This is a genomic window from Nocardia sp. NPDC056541, assembly GCF_042794235.1.
In the GTDB taxonomy this organism is placed as follows: Bacteria; Actinomycetota; Actinomycetes; order Mycobacteriales; family Mycobacteriaceae; genus Nocardia.
On the sequence record NZ_JBHTUD010000005.1, the window covers coordinates 385,021 to 401,598 of the forward strand.

The following is a 16,578-nucleotide window of genomic DNA, read 5'->3' on the forward strand; positions in this document are numbered from 1 at the left end:
CACTCCTGTGTGATGTGCGGACAGTATTGTGCGACAGCGGCTTTCACGGACCGGTGATGGCGCGTTTGAGGATCTTGCCGGTCGGCCCGGTCGGCAGGGCGTCGAGTAGCCACACCTGCCGCGGGTATTTGTAGGCCGCGACCCGATCCCGGACGAATTCCTGGATCTGCTCGCCGGTCGTGCTCGCGCCGACGCGCAGGGCGACGGCGGCCACGATCTCCTCGCCCAGATGCGCGTCGGCGATCCCGATGACCGCGGCCTGGGTGATCTCGGGATGCTCGTAGAGCACCTCTTCGATCTCGCGCGGATACACGTTGTAGCCGCCGCGGATGATCATGTCCTTCTTGCGGTCGACGATGTAGAGGTAGCCGTCCTCGTCGCGGCGGGCAAGGTCACCGGTGTGAAACCAGCCCTCAGGTATCGCCGTGGCGGTGTCGGCGGGTCGGCGCCAGTACCCCAGCATCACGTTGGGGCCGCGCACCACGATCTCGCCGATTCCGTCGATGCTGTCGACGAGTTCGACCTCGACGTCGCGGATCGGCGTACCGATCGAGCCTGGTTTGAGTGGCTGTCCCACATGGTTGAACGCGACCACCGGACTGGTCTCCGACAACCCGTATCCTTCGAGAATCACACAGCTGAAACGCTGTTCGAAGCCGTGCAACAGCTCCACCGGCAGTGAGGCGCCGCCGGAGACGCAGCGGCGCAAGGTCGAGACATCGGCCTCGGCGGCGCCGGGGTCGTGCAGCAGCGCCGAATACATCGTCGGCACACCGGCGAACACCGTCACACCGTCGCGCGCGATCGCCTCGAAGACCGCCGCGGGCTCGAAGCGCGGCACCAGGGTCAGGCAGGCGCCGCTGCGGATCGCCGCGTTCATCGCGCAGGTCTGGCCGAAGGTGTGGAACAGCGGCAGGCAGCCGAGGATCACGTCGTCGGCGCCGATATCGAGCACGGTCGTGGAATAGACGTCGGCGTTGTGGACCAACCCGGAATGCGACAGCGCGGCGCCTTTGGGCGTGCCGGTGGTGCCGGAGGTATAGAGGATCACGGCCGGTTCCTCGGCGGTGATCGAGCGATCGTCGCGGCGGGGGTCGTGCCCGGCGAGCAGTTCGGCCAGGAGGTCGGCGTCGATGGTGAGCGCCGTGGTCCCGGCTTCGTGCGCGCCATGCGGACCTTCACCCGGCCCGTCGACCCAGTCGAACAACAGCGCCGCCATTGAATCCCGCAGGTAATAGGCAACTTCGCGCGATTTGAGCAACGGGTTCATCGGCACGACCACCGCGCCGGATCGCAGGATGCCGTAGTACAGCACGACGAATTCCGGCACGTTCGGCAGCATCAGCGCCACCCGATCCCCTGCTTCGATCCCACGCTCGCGCAGAAAGGCGGCGACCCGAGAAGTGCACTCCTCGAGTTCCACGTAGGTCAGCACGGTCGTACCCGAGCGCAGCGCAGGCCGGTTCGGGTGGCGCAGCGCGGAGTGGAGCAGGTTCTCGCTCAGAGCGGGCATCGGCAGATCCTCGGGGACGAAAGCGGTCGACAACGCGAAAATCGTCGCACCGCTGTGACCGCGATCCCATGGATCGCCGGACAACATCGCCGCGAAAGCATTGTCCGCGGGAACAACCGCACCCCCGGTAAGCTGCGGAAATGGTCCGAACATCGCCACCGAGCCCGATCGTCGACGTCGCCGCGGCACTGCTCGCGCGCATCGACGATCTCGGACTGCAGCTGGCCCGGCGATTCGTCGACGAACTCGAGACCTACCGCAACGAGAACCAGGTTCCGTTCGACACGATCCACATCTCCTGCACCCGCAATCTGACGCTGATGGTGCAGCACTTCACCACCGCCGAACCGGTGGATCCCGAGCCGCCGAAGGAAACCGGCAGGCTGCGCGCCCAGCAGGGTGTGCCGCTGGCCGAGACCCTGCACGCCTTCCGGATCGGCTTCGAATTCCTGTGGTCGGAACTGGTCGCCGAAGCCAGACGGCATCCGGCGGTCACCGACGCCGGCCTCGTCGATCTGGCGGCCGAGGTCTGGGCGCTGGCAGGCGAGTACTCCGTCGCCGTCGCGGCCGCCTACCGGGAGATGAGCTCAGAACTCGTGCTGCAACGCGAGCACGAGCGGTCGGTGCTGGTCGAGGCGTTGTTCACCGGCGTCATCGCCGACCCGGCCACCCTCGGCGAGGCCACGCGCGTTCTCGGGCTGCCGCCGCGGGGACGCTACGTGGTGGTCGCCGCGGAGGTCAGCGCCGCGGGCCGGGAAGCGCTGCCCGGCATCGAAACCGAGTTGCGCCGTGCGCAGATCATCTCCGCTTGGCGACTCCGCCCGGATCAGCAGATCGGCGTTCTCGCGCTCCCGGCGAATCAGGAGTCCACCACGCTGGCCACGCTGCGCAAATTTCGAGCACGCGTCGGCATGAGTCCACCGTACGAGTCACTCACCGACACCCCGCAGGCGCTGCATTTCGCCCGGCTCGCGGTGGTCGGCCTCGGCGATCACACCTCCGGCGTCGCCCGATTCGACGACAATCCGCTGGGCATGGTGGTCGCCGCCGCGCCACTGGAGGCTGCGCGCATGGTCGACCTGCGCCTACACGAGGTACTCGCCCTCCCCCACGACGACCGCCACCGCCTCCTGGAAACCCTCGAAACCTGGTTCGCCGCAGGCGGTTCCGCGGCCACCACCGGCGAAAGCCTCTACCTGCACGCCAACACAGTGCGCTACCGCCTCCGCCACATCGAGAAACTCACCGGCCGCTCCCTCACCGACCCTGCCGCAGTACGCGATCTCGGTGCGGCACTACAGGCGTGGAAGGTACTGGCCACAGTGCGCGCGGATCAACGCCTGTAACCTGAGGTCCCGGAGTTCGCCCTTACCCGTGCTGGCGATCCATTCCAACCTTCGCACCACCTGCTGTCCTGCCGCACAAGGGGTTGGCGAGGGTTACGGTCGGCGTTCGAGGGCGCTCAGGAAGCTTTCGGCAGCATCCTGGACCCGGTTCCGGTCGCCGGTAGCGAGTAGGTCGAGCAGCAGTCCGCGAATCGTCGCGATCACCAATGTGGCTGCGCGAGAGGCGGTCTCGGGGTCAACGTCGGGGGCCTTGCGCAATGAGGTCATCCAATCGGTGACGACGTGGTCGAGGAAGTCCGCGAACTGCTGGGGGGCTTGCAGGGCGCGGCCGTAGGCGGCGAAGAACAGCCGGAACTCCGCCTGCATGCGTGGGTCGGAAGTTCGAGTCCAGACCGCACGCGCTGCCGTCGCCAGGTCGGGATGCGGACCCGCCGCATCACTGGTGGCGGCGAACATGCGCCGACGTAACCGCTCGAGGACGACCTGGAGCATCTGCTCCTTGGTGCCGAAGTGGTGCACCAGCGTGGTCGGCGAGACGCCGAGGCCGGCGGCGACGGGCCGCCACGACAGCTCGGAGATCCCGTGCTCGACCATGTAATCCACTACCGCGTCGAGCAATTCGTCCCTGCGCTGATAGTCGACCGGACGTCCTGCCATCACTTGCCTCCCGATCCACCACGATTGACATTCCTAGAACGACTGTACTATCTATATTCATAGTACGACTGTACGAGAAATAGATGAGCGGTCAGGAGCCCCCCATGTCACGAGTCGTCGTCTTCGATGAGACCGGCACCCCCGACGTCCTGCAGATCGTCGACGAACCGGTCGGCGACCCCGGCCCCGGCGAGGTGCGGATCAAGGTCGAAGCCGTCGGTATCAATCGACTCGACCAGATGATCCGCGCGGGCATGTCACCGCGACCGATCCGCCTGCCACACGCCCGCCTCGGCATCGAAGCGACCGGCACGATCGACGCCCTCGGCTCGGGAGTCGCCGGATGGGCCACCGGTGATGCGGTCATCGTGACGGCCGTGCCCGACATGGACACCAACGGGACCTATGCCGAACACCTCGTCCTCCCCGCCGACCGGGTCGTCGCCAGGCCCGCCGGCCTGGACGCCATCAGCGCAGCAGCGTTGTGGGTGGCGTACTCCACCGCCTACGGCGCGCTCGTCGAAAAGGCTGGGATGCAACCCGGCGACCATGTCCTGATCACCGCAGCCTCCAGCGGTGTGGGCCTGGCCGCCATCCAGATCGCCAACCAGATCGGCGCCATCCCCCTGGCCGTCACCCGGAGCGCCGCAAAAGAACGCACCCTGCTGGATGCCGGTGCCGTCGCCGTCATCGTCACCGACCGCGACGATGTCGTCGAGGCCACACACCGACACACCAACGGCATCGGCGCCGACATCGTGTTGGACTCGGTCATGGGTCCCGGCCTGGCCGAACTCGCCGATGCGGCCAAGCGATTCAGCGGCAGGCTGATCACCGTCGGCTGGCTGGATCCCCGGCCGGCACCGTATCCGGCCAGCCCCATCACCACGATCCGGTACATGAGCTTCGAGCACACCCTCGACCCGGCGGCCGTGCACCGCATCACCGCATTCCTGACCGCCGGCATCCGCACCGGCGCGCTGCGCCCCATCATCGACACCGTGTTCACCCTCGACGACATCGTCGCCGCCCACCGCTACCTGGAACAGGGCCACCACACCGGCAAAATCGTTGTCACCGTTTGACGCCGACGCCGCCGGGCGTCCTCGCGCCTACTGTCGTCCCGATCCCGTTGGGCGCGAGGCAGAGACGGTGAACGCGGTGCGGTCATCGGTGGAGTCGGCCCACTGCAGCGTAAGCACTCAGATCCGACGCCGCGCGGTGTCGCGGCGTGGTGGAGAGTGCGGGTACCCCGGTGCCGGGGACGGGTCGCCACCGGTGTGGGGCGATCAGGCCGGGTGTGACGAGTCGGTACCCGGTGAGCATGGCCGTGATCTCGTCGCGCCCGCGTGCGTGGTAGGCGATGCCCGCACTGCGGAAAACTTGAGTGGCTGAGTGGATCTGGTGAGTGTGGACGTCGTCGGTGATGTGGGTGAACACCATCCACGTCCCGGAAGCAAGGCGGTCGGTCAACGCCGTGACCATCGCGGGAGCGTCACTGATCAGTTCCGCGGTCCCCGACACAAACACCGCGATCGGCCTGGCTGTGTCCATCACGGCAATGATGTCGCCGAGGACCGCCGAAGTGTCGGTCAGATCGGTATCGGTAAAGAAGCGGTTCGGACCCGTCAGCAGGGCACGGCCGTAGGCGGCGACAACGGGGTCGTTGTCGATGTAGAGAATTCGGGTGAGGTCGTCGTTCCGGTCTCCCGCGATTTCGTGGATGTTCGGGGCGTGCGGGTAGCCGCAGCCCAGTTCGACGAACTGGGAAACCTCGTGCTGGTCGATCAGGTACTCGACCGCGCGCAGGATGAAGCGACGTGATTCGGTGATCGCGGGCGTGATCTTGTTCGCCGCCAGGCTGGTGGCCAGCGCGTGGTCAGGCGCGTAGTGGTCCTTCCCACCCAGGATCGCGTTGTGCAGTCGCGCGGGGGTGGGCCGGTACGGGTCAGCGGTGGTCATTGCGGGCTCCTGCCGCTTGGGCATCGCAAGTTATGCCTGTTGTTGCGGTGCAACAGAATTGGATGAGCTAGCTAGCGAGGCCTTTGGGGATAGGTCATCGCGGTGTCGCTTCCGCGTCGTAGGTCATCAGCACGAGTCGACTCCTGTCGAGTTGTTGCACCGTTGGAGTTCTTCGACGCCTTCGGCGTGAGAGCCCCTTCAACGACTTAGACGCCGCAAAGGTGAATTCGGTTCCCTTGCAACGAATATCGGTCTAGCTCGGCTCCTCCGGCGTTGGGTCGCCGGTCGACTTGGTGGCATTCAGGTGGTTCGGAAGCGCATGAGGCAAGGCCGAGGTGCGGCGACATCGCCAGGCCCGGAAGGTCAGGGCAGCAGGTTAGGCGAGCACCGCGAAAATTGTTGCGGGCGAGCCGCTCCTACTGCTGAATAGCCTCACGGATCCGATCGGCCAGCACCTGGTTGCCAGCGGCAATGAACTTGCGGCCCGTACTCATTGCCTTGTTGATTTCAGGCAGGCTGTACCCCGACGGTTTCCCCGGACCTGCCCAGCAAATCTGTCCATCTACCGATTGCCGCCGACGATGTGTCTTGCGACTGACCAGCCGATCAAGCGGCGCGCGGCGCGTACATGATGACTGCGACACCGACCAGGCAGATCACCGCGCCGACTACGTCCCACCGATCGGGACGGAAGCCGTCCAGCACCATCCCCCACAACAGTGATCCGGCGACGAACACGCCACCATAGGCTGCGAGGATGCGTCCGAAGTTGGCGTCAGGCTGCAACGTTGCGATGAAACCGTAGATCCCCAGGGCGATGACTCCGGCGCCGATCCATGCCCAGCCACGATGCTCACGCACGCCCTGCCAGACCAGCCAAGCCCCGCCGATCTCGGCGATTGCAGCAAGAACGAACAGCATGATCGAGCGCACCACGGTCATGGGCAGAGCCTAGATATCCGGTTCAGGATGCTGTGATCGTGGTGGCGTACCCGCAGACCGAGCCCGAATACGATGACCGTCCTCGTGATCGATTCAGTAGCCACAGCCGCTTTCTCCCGTACTCGATTTGCGGTTCAGATCGTCCAAAGAGACTGGGCAGGTGGGGCTTTCGCTACATGCGAGCAGGTCATCAAAGCCTGCGGCAAGGGCGGCGCGCAATGTATCACGTACCGCGGTCAGCTTGGCGAGCTTCGCGTCGATGTCAGCTGGTTTCTGGGCGACGCGGGCCTGTAGCCCAGCGACGCCGCTTTGCCGAACTGGGTTGCCGCGAGCGATCGGCGACTTCAATCCCTAACTGATTTCCGCCGCCGCGCCATGTACTCGATCGCAGCAGTCCGACCGTATTCGGTCATCAAAGTAGTCGCGAGCCCTCCCGCGAGTACACACGCGACCGAGGTCCCGCTGCGGGTTCGCAGCAACCGTCCGCGGACAGGTGCGCGGACCCGGTCGCCGCGCACGAACAGGTCCACCCGCGGTTCGCTCACACAACCAGGTAGCAGCGCGCCAGTCGCGGTGCATGCCCCGACTGCCAGGCATCGTGGGTCACTCGCCGGGAAGAGGATCGGCCCTGCTGCCGAGTTGCCCGCTGCCGCGATCACGGCGATCCCGGCGTGCGTCGCTGCCCGCAGCGCGGCGATCAGTCCGGCATGAGCGTCGGGCTGGCCCAGCGGAATCACGATCACGTCTGCACCCGAAGACGTCAGCCATCGAATGGCGGTGGCGACATCATCGGGCCGGATGACGCCGTCCGCTGACGCGGTGCAGGCAACGTTCAGGCGCGCACGTGGCACGGTTCCGCGCAGTCGAAATATGCCCTGTCCGACCAACAGCGATGCGGAGAAGGCCCCGTGTTCGCGGAACCACAGTGGAGCAGTCCGTCCGCCACCGAACCACCGGACGGTGATGCCGGCGCCGTCCAGGTCGGCAACCGACTGATCGAAGCCGCCTTCGATCAGTCCGATCGTGAGGCGCGTCTCCCGTTCCTCGGCCATCGAGCTCGGCCACCACACGACGCGCGGATCGTGCGCGGCGGCTATCCGCGGCCGCAGATAGTCGACCGCATCGATGACAGCCGTGCGCTCGCGCTCCACCGTCGACCTCGAATTGTCGTTGATTCCGCACATCCGGAGCACTTCCTTCGATCTACCCACGGGCTACTGACTGCAGCCGTTCATCACCTTCCACAGCAGCATGTGTCGCGAACGCGCCGACCGCATCCGGGCTACCACGGTGCCCTTTTCGGTGTCAGCACCGAAGTGCGCCAAAGAATTCATACATAGTGTCGAGTTCTCATCGAAGTGATGAAACACGAAAGGAAATCGACATGGCCATCAACAGCATCGATTCGCAGCTCGGCGATATCATCGATCCGAAACTGCGCAAAATTGGCGAGCGCGTGGTTCGCCAGCTCGAACTGGCGGCAGATAAAGTCGCCGCACACGCTGCCGACGCAGCGCGGTTCCCGCTGCCCACTCAACGAGATTCCGCCGAGAATATTTTGGCGAGCTGGTTCGACACCATGCCCGAAAAGAAGCGGGCCGCCGCCGGAGTCGCCGCTATCCAGCGGGTGAATACCACCGCGATCCGCACGGCGCATCTCGGGGAACTGGCCGGGGTCGATCTGCAGACACGGACTCCGATCGCCTCGCAAGGCTCCGCTTTCGCCATCCCCAACCTGAAGTTCTCCGCCGCGGACCTCGCGAAACTGCAAAATCCGGCGTTCCTCGGCACATTGCGCGGGATGATCCCCCAGCATGCACCCGCTCGAGCGACGCGGTCGGATAGCCTCCTGCTGCGGGTGACCCAGATCCGCTGCGCCAACGAGACCAACAGCCCGTTCGGCGGTCACATCGGTGAAGACGACATGTGGCTCGGTGGTACATCCGTCGATGAAAGCGGTGACACGAAAACCATCAAGCCGATCAAACTCGGGAGTTTCAACAATAAGGAAATCAAGCACTACAATCCCCCGCGAACCTTCACGAATTTCGATATCACAGAGCGCGGAAATTCCTTCCCCAAGGCCTATCTCGTGACACTCGTGCTAGTCGAACGAGACAATGGTAAGGCTATGCAAACATTTCTGGATCAGGTCACGAAGGAGATCAAGAAGCAGGTTCAGGACGCTCTGGTCAAGGTGGGTACGACGATCGGAGGGCCGTTCGGGCTGGTGGTCGGAACCATTTCCGCCTGGGTATTCGGTGAGCTGATCGACTACATTTCCTCGGGATGGCGGGACACTGTATTCCGGCCCCTCACTGTCACTGCCCACATCGGCTCGTACGACAGCGTATGGGTCAGCTCCGGCCGCAAGGACAGCACGGATCGAATGCTGGAGACCAAGGCGCCACAGGCGCGGTATCAGCTCTGGTACGACTGGTTGCTGTACAACTCGACAGCCGGGTTAGGAATCATCTAGTGCCGCGTCAGTCGACCTTGGTTGGGTAATTTAACCGCCGGATCTTCGCACCGACAGCGAAGTTTCGGGTCGGGCGGGCGTGCTGGTTGTGCCAGCGAATGTTGCCGCCGATCGCCGCATCCTGCACGACAGGGCTGCGGCGATCGGTGCCGTTGAGCGCGAAGCAACGGAACGCCGCGAACTCGCCCGTCTTCGCTGGTCTGCCCCGTTCTATCTTCGGTGCGAAGCGTCCACCCCCTTCTCGTCGAAGTCGTGGATCACTTCTGCACCTACGCTTCCGACATCTAGCCGACCCGCCTCAGCCTCCGACCATGTGCACGCCGCCGGGCGCCCATGGCCGGTCTGACGGCGCAACCATGTCTGATCAAGGTGGGAGACAACATTCACGTCGCCCTCGTGCAGCAGTCCCTAATGATTGGGCGCCCTGCCGGGGAAGTAATGCCCGTTGTCCAAATCGGCGAGCAGGCCGGGCTGAGTGGGTTCCCAGCCGAGGGTCCGGCGAGTGATTAGGTTGGACGCCGGGTAGCTCTGCGTGACTATGTTCGCGAGGAACCCGAAGTATCCCGGCACCATCAGCACGTCCCAGGGAATGCTCACGACGGGCAGGCCCAGTCGGCTGCCGATGGCCTCGGCAATATCCCGGAGTGGGATGGCCCCGTCCCCTACCGCGTGCCAGTATCTGCCGGCCGGCCCCTTCTCCATAGCCAGGCGGAACACGGGGGCGATATCGCGGACGTGCACGGCGTTCCACAGGTTCGCGCCGTCTCCGGGGTAGCCGACGAAACCCTTCTCCTTCGCGAGCGCGATCAGCTGCACGAGGAACCCGCCACGATCGGTCGTGCTGTGCGCGATGTTGGCAAACCGCACGACCGAAGACCGCACTCCCTGCTCAGCGAGGTCGACTACGGCGGTTTCCACGACGTTGCGAACCCGCAGGGTGCCCTTGTACTCCTCGCCGCCGGGAAGGGCCGGGTCCTCCTCGGTGGCCGGCCGGCCCAGGTTCCCGGCTGAGCCGATGCTCCCCGCCGCGACCAACGGCTTTCCGGTTCCCGCGAGTGCCTCGCCGTAGGCGAGGATGATCGGGAGTTCCGCGGCGGCCACGGCGTCGAGCCCGCCGGAGGGAAGCAGGTCTTGCCGGTGCGCGACGTGAATGACACCCTCGGAATCCGCGGCCGCGTCTTTGAGCCCGTCGAGATCCTCCAGGTCGCCGCGACGTACCTTCGCGCCGAGCGCGGACAGGGCGGCCGCGGCCGTGTCCGACCGGGCCAGGCCGGTGACCTCGTGCCCGGCGGTGACGAGTTCGGGGATGATGTACGAACCGGAATGGCCGGTCCCGCCAGTGACGAAAACGCGCATGTTATTGCTCCTTGTGCGTGATGCGGCGGAAGAAATGGCGGTGCGCGCCCCACTCAGTCGGCGATGTCGACGCTGAGGGCGATGTCGAAGCTCCCCACGCCGCGGCGGGCCAGGCCCATCAGCAGTGGACCGACCCCTTCCAGCCAGCGCGCCATCTCGAGTCCGCCGACATCGAAGGGACGCAGTCCCAGGCTCTCGATGAACGCCGCCACGCCGGCCTTGGCCCGCGCGTCATCTCCGGCGAAGAACACGTCCAACGGACGGCCCTGGGCGATGATGTGACCGAAGACGGTGTTGAACGCCTTCACGACGTGCGCGCTCGCGGGGGCGGCCTCGGCGATCTCTTGCGCACCGGACGTACCGTCCGGAGTGACGAGCCCGGTGGCGTCGGCGTTGAAGGTATTGGTGATGTCGATGATGACCTTGCCTGCCAGTGCATCCCCGTACCGGGCGACGACCGATACCGCGCTGGTGTACGGCACGGCGAGGACGACGATGTCGCCGGCAGGGACGGTGCCGAATGTCCCGGCCGTGGCACCGCCGCCTAGCGCGGCAGCCAGGCCCTCGGCCTTGGCCGAGTCGCGGCCGAGGATCTCCACAATGTTGCCGCCGGCGACCGCGCGAGTGGCGATGGCGTGGGCCATGGTTCCCAGACCGATGAAACTGATGCTGCTCATGGATGTGTCCGTCCTTCTCTGATCTGAATCGAACTGCTCGGACCGGGGCTCAGCCGGTGAACTCGCCGACGCCGAGGGCGAAATCCCAGTGGCCTACCCCGTTGCCGTGTGGTTCAGATGGCGGTGGTGCCGCCGTCGGAGACCAGTTCCAGACCGTTGACATAGCTGGAGTCGTCGGACGCGAGAAATAGTGCGACGGTGGCGATTTCTTCTGGGCGGCCCATTTTCCCGCGGGGGATGAGCGACTCGAATTCGGCCCTGGTGGCCTCGTCGAACAATTCTTCTTGTTTGGCGGTGGCGACCTGGCCCGGGGTCAGGACATTGACCCGGATCTTGCGGTCACGCAATTCGTTCAGCCAGACGCGGGCCCAAGCCTGTTGGACGGCTTTGCTTCCGGCGTAGAGGCTCCAGCCGGGGAAGGCACCGAGGGAGGCGTTGGATCCGGTCATGAAGATCGAGCCGTTGTCGTTGATCAGCGGCAGTGCCTTCTGCACCGTGAACAGGGTGCCGCGCGCATTGAGCCAGAAGGAGCGGTGGAACTGTTCCTCGGTGATCTCGCCGAGGACGGCGGGTTCGCCCATCCCGGCGCTGGCCCACAGCACGTCGATCGAGCCCTTTTCCCGCTTGACGGTGTCGTACAGGCGGTCCAGGTCGTCCAGATCGGACGCATCACCCTGGACGGCGGTGACGCTGCGTCCGATCAGCTCGACGGCGGCGTCCAGCGCTTCCTGCCGCCGGGCCTGGATGAAGACGTGCGCTCCTTCCTCGACGAACAGTTTGGCGCCGGCCAGTGCCATGCCGGTGGATCCGCCGGTGATTACCGCTACCTTGCCATCGAGCTTTCCCACGATAACTCCCTTGAATTGATGGGATATCCGAAACAGTTCTGTTGTTTGTTGCGCTCGTCAATGCCGTCGAACGACGCGATGGAGGGGACCGGTTACTGACGTGCGAATTCTGGTTCGATTCCGAATTCGCTTGCGCCCCATGAACGATGCCACTGAGTCGAGTTGGCGTCCAAGACCCATTTCAGCCGTGGTGATACCTTGGAGGCATCACCGGACCAGGAGGCGCCATGGATCTGGATCTGCGCAAGTTGCGCTACTTTGCCGCCGTCGCCGACAGGCTGCACTTCGGCCGCGCCGCCGATGAGCTGCACATCGCGCAGCCAGCGCTCAGTCGGCAGATCCGTGCGCTGGAACACGATCTCGGCGCAGAACTGTTCACCAGAGATCGCCACGGCGTAGCGCTGACCGACGCGGGCCGACAACTGCTGGCCGACGCCGGTCCGCTGCTCGCCTCCGCGCACGCGGTCCGGCGCCGGGTGGCCGTCGCCGCCCGCGGCAGCCATCGGCTGGTGGTCGGCTTTCGGGCCGGCATTCCGGTCATCCCAGCGGCGCGGGCGTTCGAGGCTCAGCATCCGGACGTGGTCGTGGACGTGCAGCGAATGGAATGGGACGACCAGGCCCCGATGCTGCTCGACGGCCGCGTCGACGTCGGCTATGTGCGGCTGCCCATCAACGAGACCGGTCTGCGCCTGACTCAGCTCTACACCGAGCCGCTCATGGTGGTGCTGCCCGCCGATCACCGGTTGGCAGGCAAGGAGGAGGTCTCCGAGGCCGACCTGGCCGGTGAGCCGCTGATCTGGCATGCGGACGCGAGCACGCAGCCCACCACGCGCCCGCTCCCCGACTCAGGGCTTCGGGTGCGCGGCGTGGAGGAGAAGCTCGAACACGTCGCGGCGGGCCGCGGAATCTCGTTCGTGGGGCGTTCGGAGACCGTGTTCTACTCACGTCCGGACATCAGCTACGTGCCCGTCCCGGATCTGGCGCCCGACCAGGTGTACCTCGCGATGGCGGCATCGCGCACCTCGCCGCTGGCCGACGACTTCTTCACCGCAGCTCAGGCGACGGCTGAGATCACGGCGGAATGCGGGAACTATGAAATGTGGCGGCGTCAAAGCGATGCGGTTTCACAGCACGGCTGAGCAGTCGCGTGCGCTCGGCAGCTGGTGGTCCGACGGCCCACTTCGCACCCCGCTCCGACGGCCGCAACTGTATCGTCGGCGGCAAGCGGAGACTTCGCACCAATCCGATTCTCTGACACTGGGTGACCCGACCGAACGCTCCGGGTACGCAGCATCAGTGATCCGCCGGATCGTCCATGGCTGAGGGTCGCATTGCATCGGCCAGTTCGCCGAGGTTCGCGAATCTCTTGCCCGGCACCGCCATTCGACCAGTCGGTTCGCCGTTGAGCCAGTACACGATCTTCTCGTCGTCAGGCTCGACGCCATACATCCAGCCCACCGCATCCGTGGCGCGCGCGAGCTCGGCGAAAATCCGATGGAACGCGGGGGAACGACTGAACAGGAAGTGCGTCGAGGTCGACCATGAGAAGACGCGTATCCGTGCGCACGAGGGGACGAACCGACTGGCGAACTGGACCTTCAGTCGCACGTTTACCTGCGTTGTCCCGGTCGTGACCAGGGCGCCCCGCGCGAGTTGTTCCTCGGCGGTGAGTTCGAAGAGGTCCACCATCTCATCGGCGCTCAAATCGTCTCGGTAGCGGTAGAACTTCCCCTCGATCTCAGTGAACATGACCGCCTCGAAAAGCTTGTACCGGTGGGCGATCTCCTCGTCGACGTCGACTCGCATCGCCAGCAAGAGATCGAGGTCGTTGCCCCTCCTGCAATCGACGAACGACCGGTCGACGATTCCGCCAACGCGATAGGGCAGGTCCACTTGCCGTCGGTCGGGCAACAACACCTTCGTTGCGACCTGCAGCGGTCGAGCGGCTCGATCGGCCAATATCTGCAGTGCGTGCTCGACCTCCGCGGGCCGGACATAGATCTCGTAGTCGACTGCTGTTCCCACCGCGCTCCCCCTCGAATCTCCCCGCCCATAATGAATCAGGTTCGACTGACTGTCATCCGAAATTTTCAAGGCAGCGACGAGGGGGAATCACACATGTCGAGGCACGATCGCGACGACGAACTGGCCCAATTCCTCACGAGCGTCGGCGCAGCCTGGTACGCGATCGCGTTGGACGAGATCATGGGGTGGGCGACAGCGATCGGGGGATTTCGCCCAGGCCGTGTCGGCGGCGAAGGCTACATCGTTCGAGGTGACGAGCTCGGGCCGGAGTTCGCCGACTGGATCCAGCACTGCGCGACTCACCCGGACGCACGCGACACCCTGACCATCGTCGTGTCCGATATCTCCCCTGATGTCGTAGCTCGCATCCAGATTCTCGGAGCACGCGCAACGACACAAGTGCCAACGCAGCAGGAGCGGGTGGTCATCGCCTATAACGAGGTGATTATCGAAACGGCCCGCCAGACACCGACGCCATGAGCTCGGAACCGTCGTCGTGGCGAAGTCGTCGTTTCGCGAGGACACTGAGGGACGGAGCACCCAACTCGTCCCCAGGAGCAGATGCGATGGCTACCAATGAACCTTTCGGCATCGATCCGCAAGATTTCGAACGTGCGCTGCGTGAGGCAGGAACCGAACTGCGCGACCTGCTCGGAAAAGCTGGTGACTATCTGAGCCACGTCGATCGTGCCGACGTCGGTTCATTGACGTCGCTGTTCGGTCAGTTCTTCCAGCCGGAGCAGCCACGTCCGCCGATGCCAGAGGGCGAGACCACCGGCGACACCGGCAGCGGGGTGTGGGCGATCTTCAGCATCGACGACACCGGCCAGGCCAGCGTCGACCAGGTGTTTCCGACCGAGCTCGAGGCTTTACGCGCACATCGTGACAACACCGACGATCGCCGGCGGGTGCGGTTTCTGCCCTACGGGGTTCCGGCAAGCGTGTTGGACGCGCCCTGAGGGACCGGACAGCTCCACGGCGTCGCGCGACGCCGTGGATGCCGAATCACGGTGAATTTTCAGGTCGAGACAACGATGCTGGAGTGTGCCGTGGTCACTGCCCCGGTTCGCAGTCGATCCACTCCAGATAGCCGCTTCCCGTGACCGAACGTCGGCCCTGCCAGGTTCCTCGGTAGGTGTAGGCGCCGACATAGCCGCGGCCGTGCCCGTAGCGGAGCGGGCTGTCGACTTCGGCGTCGAATGTCAGGACCTCCGCACCCGCCGCATCGCGCACCCGCCAGCGCAGTTGTTGCGGGACGCGCATCGGGCGGCCGCGAGGATCGACCAGCGGTTTCGGCTGATAGGACAGAACCGTCATGGCGACGTCGTCGTACACCCGCGTTGTCCCGTCGACGCACCGCACATGCGCGAGCAGGCACGCGACCGCGCCGGCGGCGCGAACCTCGGTGAGCAGCACCTGCGTCGAACTGTCGAGGTTGATGATCTGGTAGGTGAAGAAGTCGACGGGGAGCTTGCGTTGTGTCGGAAGCGCCTGTGCCGTAACCGATTGCGGCGACATGCAACGGGCGTATTCGAACGTGCACAACGTCTGTTCGATGGCGACCGTGCCGGTCTTGTCGGTCAGGGTTCCGGTGGCGGTCGCGAACAGGCTGAGGTGGTCGTAGAAGGGGGTGCGGACGAACCACGAAACCTGGTCCGTCGCTCGGATATCGAGGCTCACGTCGAAATCGTCATACTGACCGCGGACGTGGAAATAGGGATACGCCCCGGTGATGCTCAGCTCGCGGCCCCAATCGAGACGGGAGCCGTCGTCGGCGAAAGAGCAGTCGCGTCCGGTGTCGTAGGCGCGATAGTGGTGTTGCCCCTCGGCGGCAGTAGACGACAGGACGGTGGCCGTGTCGCGGGCGTCATCGGCGGCGAGGTAGTCGTTGTCGAAGGCCAGTGCACCAGTCGCACCGATGAAGGTCATCGTGTTCAGGTAGCGGTGCGGGCCGGGTAGCTCGGGGAGGAACACTCCGTAGTGCGTCCATGCCCACCGCCGGGACTCGGCGTGCGGTCGCATCATCTCCGGTGTCCTGAACGGCCTGGTCGAATCCAGGACGCGCGAGTCGATTCGTGGCAGGACTGCGTCCAGTATCGGGCGTGCGAGACGATCGAGTACGCGCGATCGACGGTCGGCTGCGGGGTGCTGAGTGAATGCCGTGGGGTGTTCCATGAGCGCCATTGCTCCTTCGCTGGACGGCCGGGCCCGCGCCTGCCGGTGAGAGCCACATGTGTGTGTTACCGATAGTCACGGGTAGAATTGACTGATTGGTAAATTACGCTCGGGATTCCGAACCGTCAAGAGCGACCGAACGCTATCGGTCGGCCTCCCGACCTGGACTACGCGATGGAGTGGTCGCTTCACGGTGGTCCAACCGGCACCTGGACGGCGCCGGGCGCAGACCAACGCCGAACCACACCGCGGACCCTCGGCATCCCGCGTCGGTGTGATCTCAGCGCCGGGTGCAGAACCTGGACAAACAGCAGGTCAGCTAGGCGATTTGGTTTCCGACGGCGCGTCGGATAATCTTTTGGCACACCAGCAAGTCCGGGTGGCGGAATGGCAGACGCGCTAGCTTGAGGTGCTAGTGCCCGTATTAGGGCGTGGGGGTTCAAGTCCCCCTCCGGACACGCAAAGAAGGCCCCGATCATCTGATCGGGGCCTTCTTCGTCTGCAAAATGTATCAGCGAGAGGCCGCCCGGATCTCGGTTGAGCGAGACGCCCGACCAGCCGACCGCCGACAACGACCGGACCGCTCGGGCTCCAGCCG

At 65.1% G+C, this 16,578-nt stretch carries 17 protein-coding genes and 1 tRNA gene; 7 read left to right on the plus strand and 11 right to left on the minus strand.

Going from position 1 to position 16,578, the window contains the following annotated elements; translation table 11 throughout:
- Positions 1-43 precede the first annotated feature (43 nt).
- Positions 44-1,513: a long-chain fatty acid--CoA ligase gene (locus tag ACFQ9R_RS11735; protein WP_378990400.1), complete on the minus strand. Its 1,470-nt coding sequence runs from the start codon at positions 1,511-1,513 to the stop codon at positions 44-46.
- Between the two features lie 140 nt (positions 1,514-1,653).
- Between ACFQ9R_RS11735 and ACFQ9R_RS11740 the strand changes: the two genes are divergently transcribed.
- Positions 1,654-2,859 (plus strand): PucR family transcriptional regulator, encoded by a 1,206-nt coding sequence (locus ACFQ9R_RS11740; protein ID WP_378990401.1) that lies wholly within the window; start codon positions 1,654-1,656, stop codon positions 2,857-2,859.
- 93 nt (positions 2,860-2,952) lie between these two features.
- On the opposite strand, the gene ACFQ9R_RS11745 is transcribed toward ACFQ9R_RS11740, so the two are convergent.
- Positions 2,953-3,516: a TetR/AcrR family transcriptional regulator gene (locus ACFQ9R_RS11745; protein WP_378990402.1), complete on the minus strand. Its 564-nt coding sequence runs from the start codon at positions 3,514-3,516 to the stop codon at positions 2,953-2,955.
- 104 nt (positions 3,517-3,620) lie between these two features.
- Between ACFQ9R_RS11745 and ACFQ9R_RS11750 the strand changes: the two genes are divergently transcribed.
- Positions 3,621-4,601, plus strand: coding sequence for a zinc-dependent alcohol dehydrogenase family protein (locus ACFQ9R_RS11750; RefSeq protein ID WP_378990404.1), 981 nt, complete (start codon positions 3,621-3,623; stop codon positions 4,599-4,601).
- Positions 4,602-4,683: 82 nt separating this feature from the next.
- Here the strand turns inward: ACFQ9R_RS11750 and ACFQ9R_RS11755 are convergent, their stop codons facing one another.
- The 4 genes from ACFQ9R_RS11755 to ACFQ9R_RS11770 all read right to left on the minus strand — a co-directional run bounded on the left by ACFQ9R_RS11755 (position 4,684) and on the right by ACFQ9R_RS11770 (position 7,604).
- On the minus strand, positions 4,684-5,478 hold the full coding sequence (locus ACFQ9R_RS11755; RefSeq protein WP_378990405.1) for an SAM-dependent methyltransferase: 795 nt from the start codon (positions 5,476-5,478) through the stop codon (positions 4,684-4,686).
- 606 nt (positions 5,479-6,084) lie between these two features.
- Entirely contained in the window at positions 6,085-6,420 is a 336-nt protein-coding gene (locus tag ACFQ9R_RS11760) for a YnfA family protein (RefSeq protein WP_378990406.1), read from the minus strand.
- Positions 6,421-6,513: 93 nt separating this feature from the next.
- The gene (locus tag ACFQ9R_RS11765; protein WP_378990407.1) at positions 6,514-6,768 is read right to left on the minus strand and encodes a hypothetical protein; all 255 of its coding nucleotides are present in this window, start codon (positions 6,766-6,768) and stop codon (positions 6,514-6,516) included.
- Positions 6,765-7,604 carry a S8 family serine peptidase gene (locus ACFQ9R_RS11770; protein ID WP_378990409.1) on the minus strand — a complete coding sequence of 280 codons (840 nt, stop codon included), beginning with the start codon at positions 7,602-7,604 and terminating at the stop codon, positions 6,765-6,767. Before ACFQ9R_RS11770 ends, ACFQ9R_RS11765 begins: the two co-directional genes overlap by 4 nt.
- 200 nt (positions 7,605-7,804) lie before the next feature.
- Between ACFQ9R_RS11770 and ACFQ9R_RS11775 the strand changes: the two genes are divergently transcribed.
- Complete coding sequence (locus tag ACFQ9R_RS11775; RefSeq protein ID WP_378990410.1) at positions 7,805-8,899, plus strand: hypothetical protein; 1,095 nt, start codon at positions 7,805-7,807, stop codon at positions 8,897-8,899.
- Positions 8,900-9,307: 408 nt separating this feature from the next.
- Here ACFQ9R_RS11775 and ACFQ9R_RS11780 read toward each other — a convergent pair whose 3' ends face one another.
- From ACFQ9R_RS11780 to ACFQ9R_RS11790, 3 genes are all read right to left on the minus strand, one after another.
- A complete protein-coding gene (locus ACFQ9R_RS11780) occupies positions 9,308-10,255 on the minus strand; it encodes an SDR family oxidoreductase (RefSeq protein ID WP_378990411.1) in 948 nt (315 codons plus the stop codon).
- 53 nt (positions 10,256-10,308) lie between these two features.
- Positions 10,309-10,932, minus strand: coding sequence for an NADPH-dependent F420 reductase (locus ACFQ9R_RS11785; protein ID WP_378990412.1), 624 nt, complete (start codon positions 10,930-10,932; stop codon positions 10,309-10,311).
- A gap of 113 nt (positions 10,933-11,045) precedes the next feature.
- Positions 11,046-11,780 carry an SDR family NAD(P)-dependent oxidoreductase gene (locus ACFQ9R_RS11790; protein ID WP_378990413.1) on the minus strand — a complete coding sequence of 245 codons (735 nt, stop codon included), beginning with the start codon at positions 11,778-11,780 and terminating at the stop codon, positions 11,046-11,048.
- A 227-nt stretch (positions 11,781-12,007) separates the two neighbouring features.
- Here ACFQ9R_RS11790 and ACFQ9R_RS11795 point away from each other — a divergent pair, with 227 nt between their 5' ends.
- Complete coding sequence (locus ACFQ9R_RS11795; protein WP_378990414.1) at positions 12,008-12,919, plus strand: LysR family transcriptional regulator; 912 nt, start codon at positions 12,008-12,010, stop codon at positions 12,917-12,919.
- A 154-nt stretch (positions 12,920-13,073) separates the two neighbouring features.
- On the opposite strand, the gene ACFQ9R_RS11800 is transcribed toward ACFQ9R_RS11795, so the two are convergent.
- Entirely contained in the window at positions 13,074-13,805 is a 732-nt protein-coding gene (locus ACFQ9R_RS11800; RefSeq protein ID WP_378990415.1) for a hypothetical protein, read from the minus strand.
- A 30-nt stretch (positions 13,806-13,835) separates the two neighbouring features.
- Here ACFQ9R_RS11800 and ACFQ9R_RS11805 point away from each other — a divergent pair, with 30 nt between their 5' ends.
- Positions 13,836-14,285, plus strand: coding sequence for a hypothetical protein (locus ACFQ9R_RS11805; RefSeq protein WP_378990416.1), 450 nt, complete (start codon positions 13,836-13,838; stop codon positions 14,283-14,285).
- 86 nt (positions 14,286-14,371) lie between these two features.
- On the plus strand, positions 14,372-14,764 hold the full coding sequence (locus ACFQ9R_RS11810) for a hypothetical protein (RefSeq protein ID WP_378990417.1): 393 nt from the start codon (positions 14,372-14,374) through the stop codon (positions 14,762-14,764).
- A gap of 94 nt (positions 14,765-14,858) precedes the next feature.
- Here ACFQ9R_RS11810 and ACFQ9R_RS11815 read toward each other — a convergent pair whose 3' ends face one another.
- On the minus strand, positions 14,859-15,830 hold the full coding sequence (locus tag ACFQ9R_RS11815) for a DUF6670 family protein (RefSeq protein WP_378990419.1): 972 nt from the start codon (positions 15,828-15,830) through the stop codon (positions 14,859-14,861).
- 523 nt (positions 15,831-16,353) lie between these two features.
- Between ACFQ9R_RS11815 and ACFQ9R_RS11820 the strand changes: the two genes are divergently transcribed.
- A tRNA-Leu gene (locus ACFQ9R_RS11820) sits at positions 16,354-16,438 on the plus strand.
- The last annotated feature ends 140 nt before the right edge of the window (positions 16,439-16,578 follow it).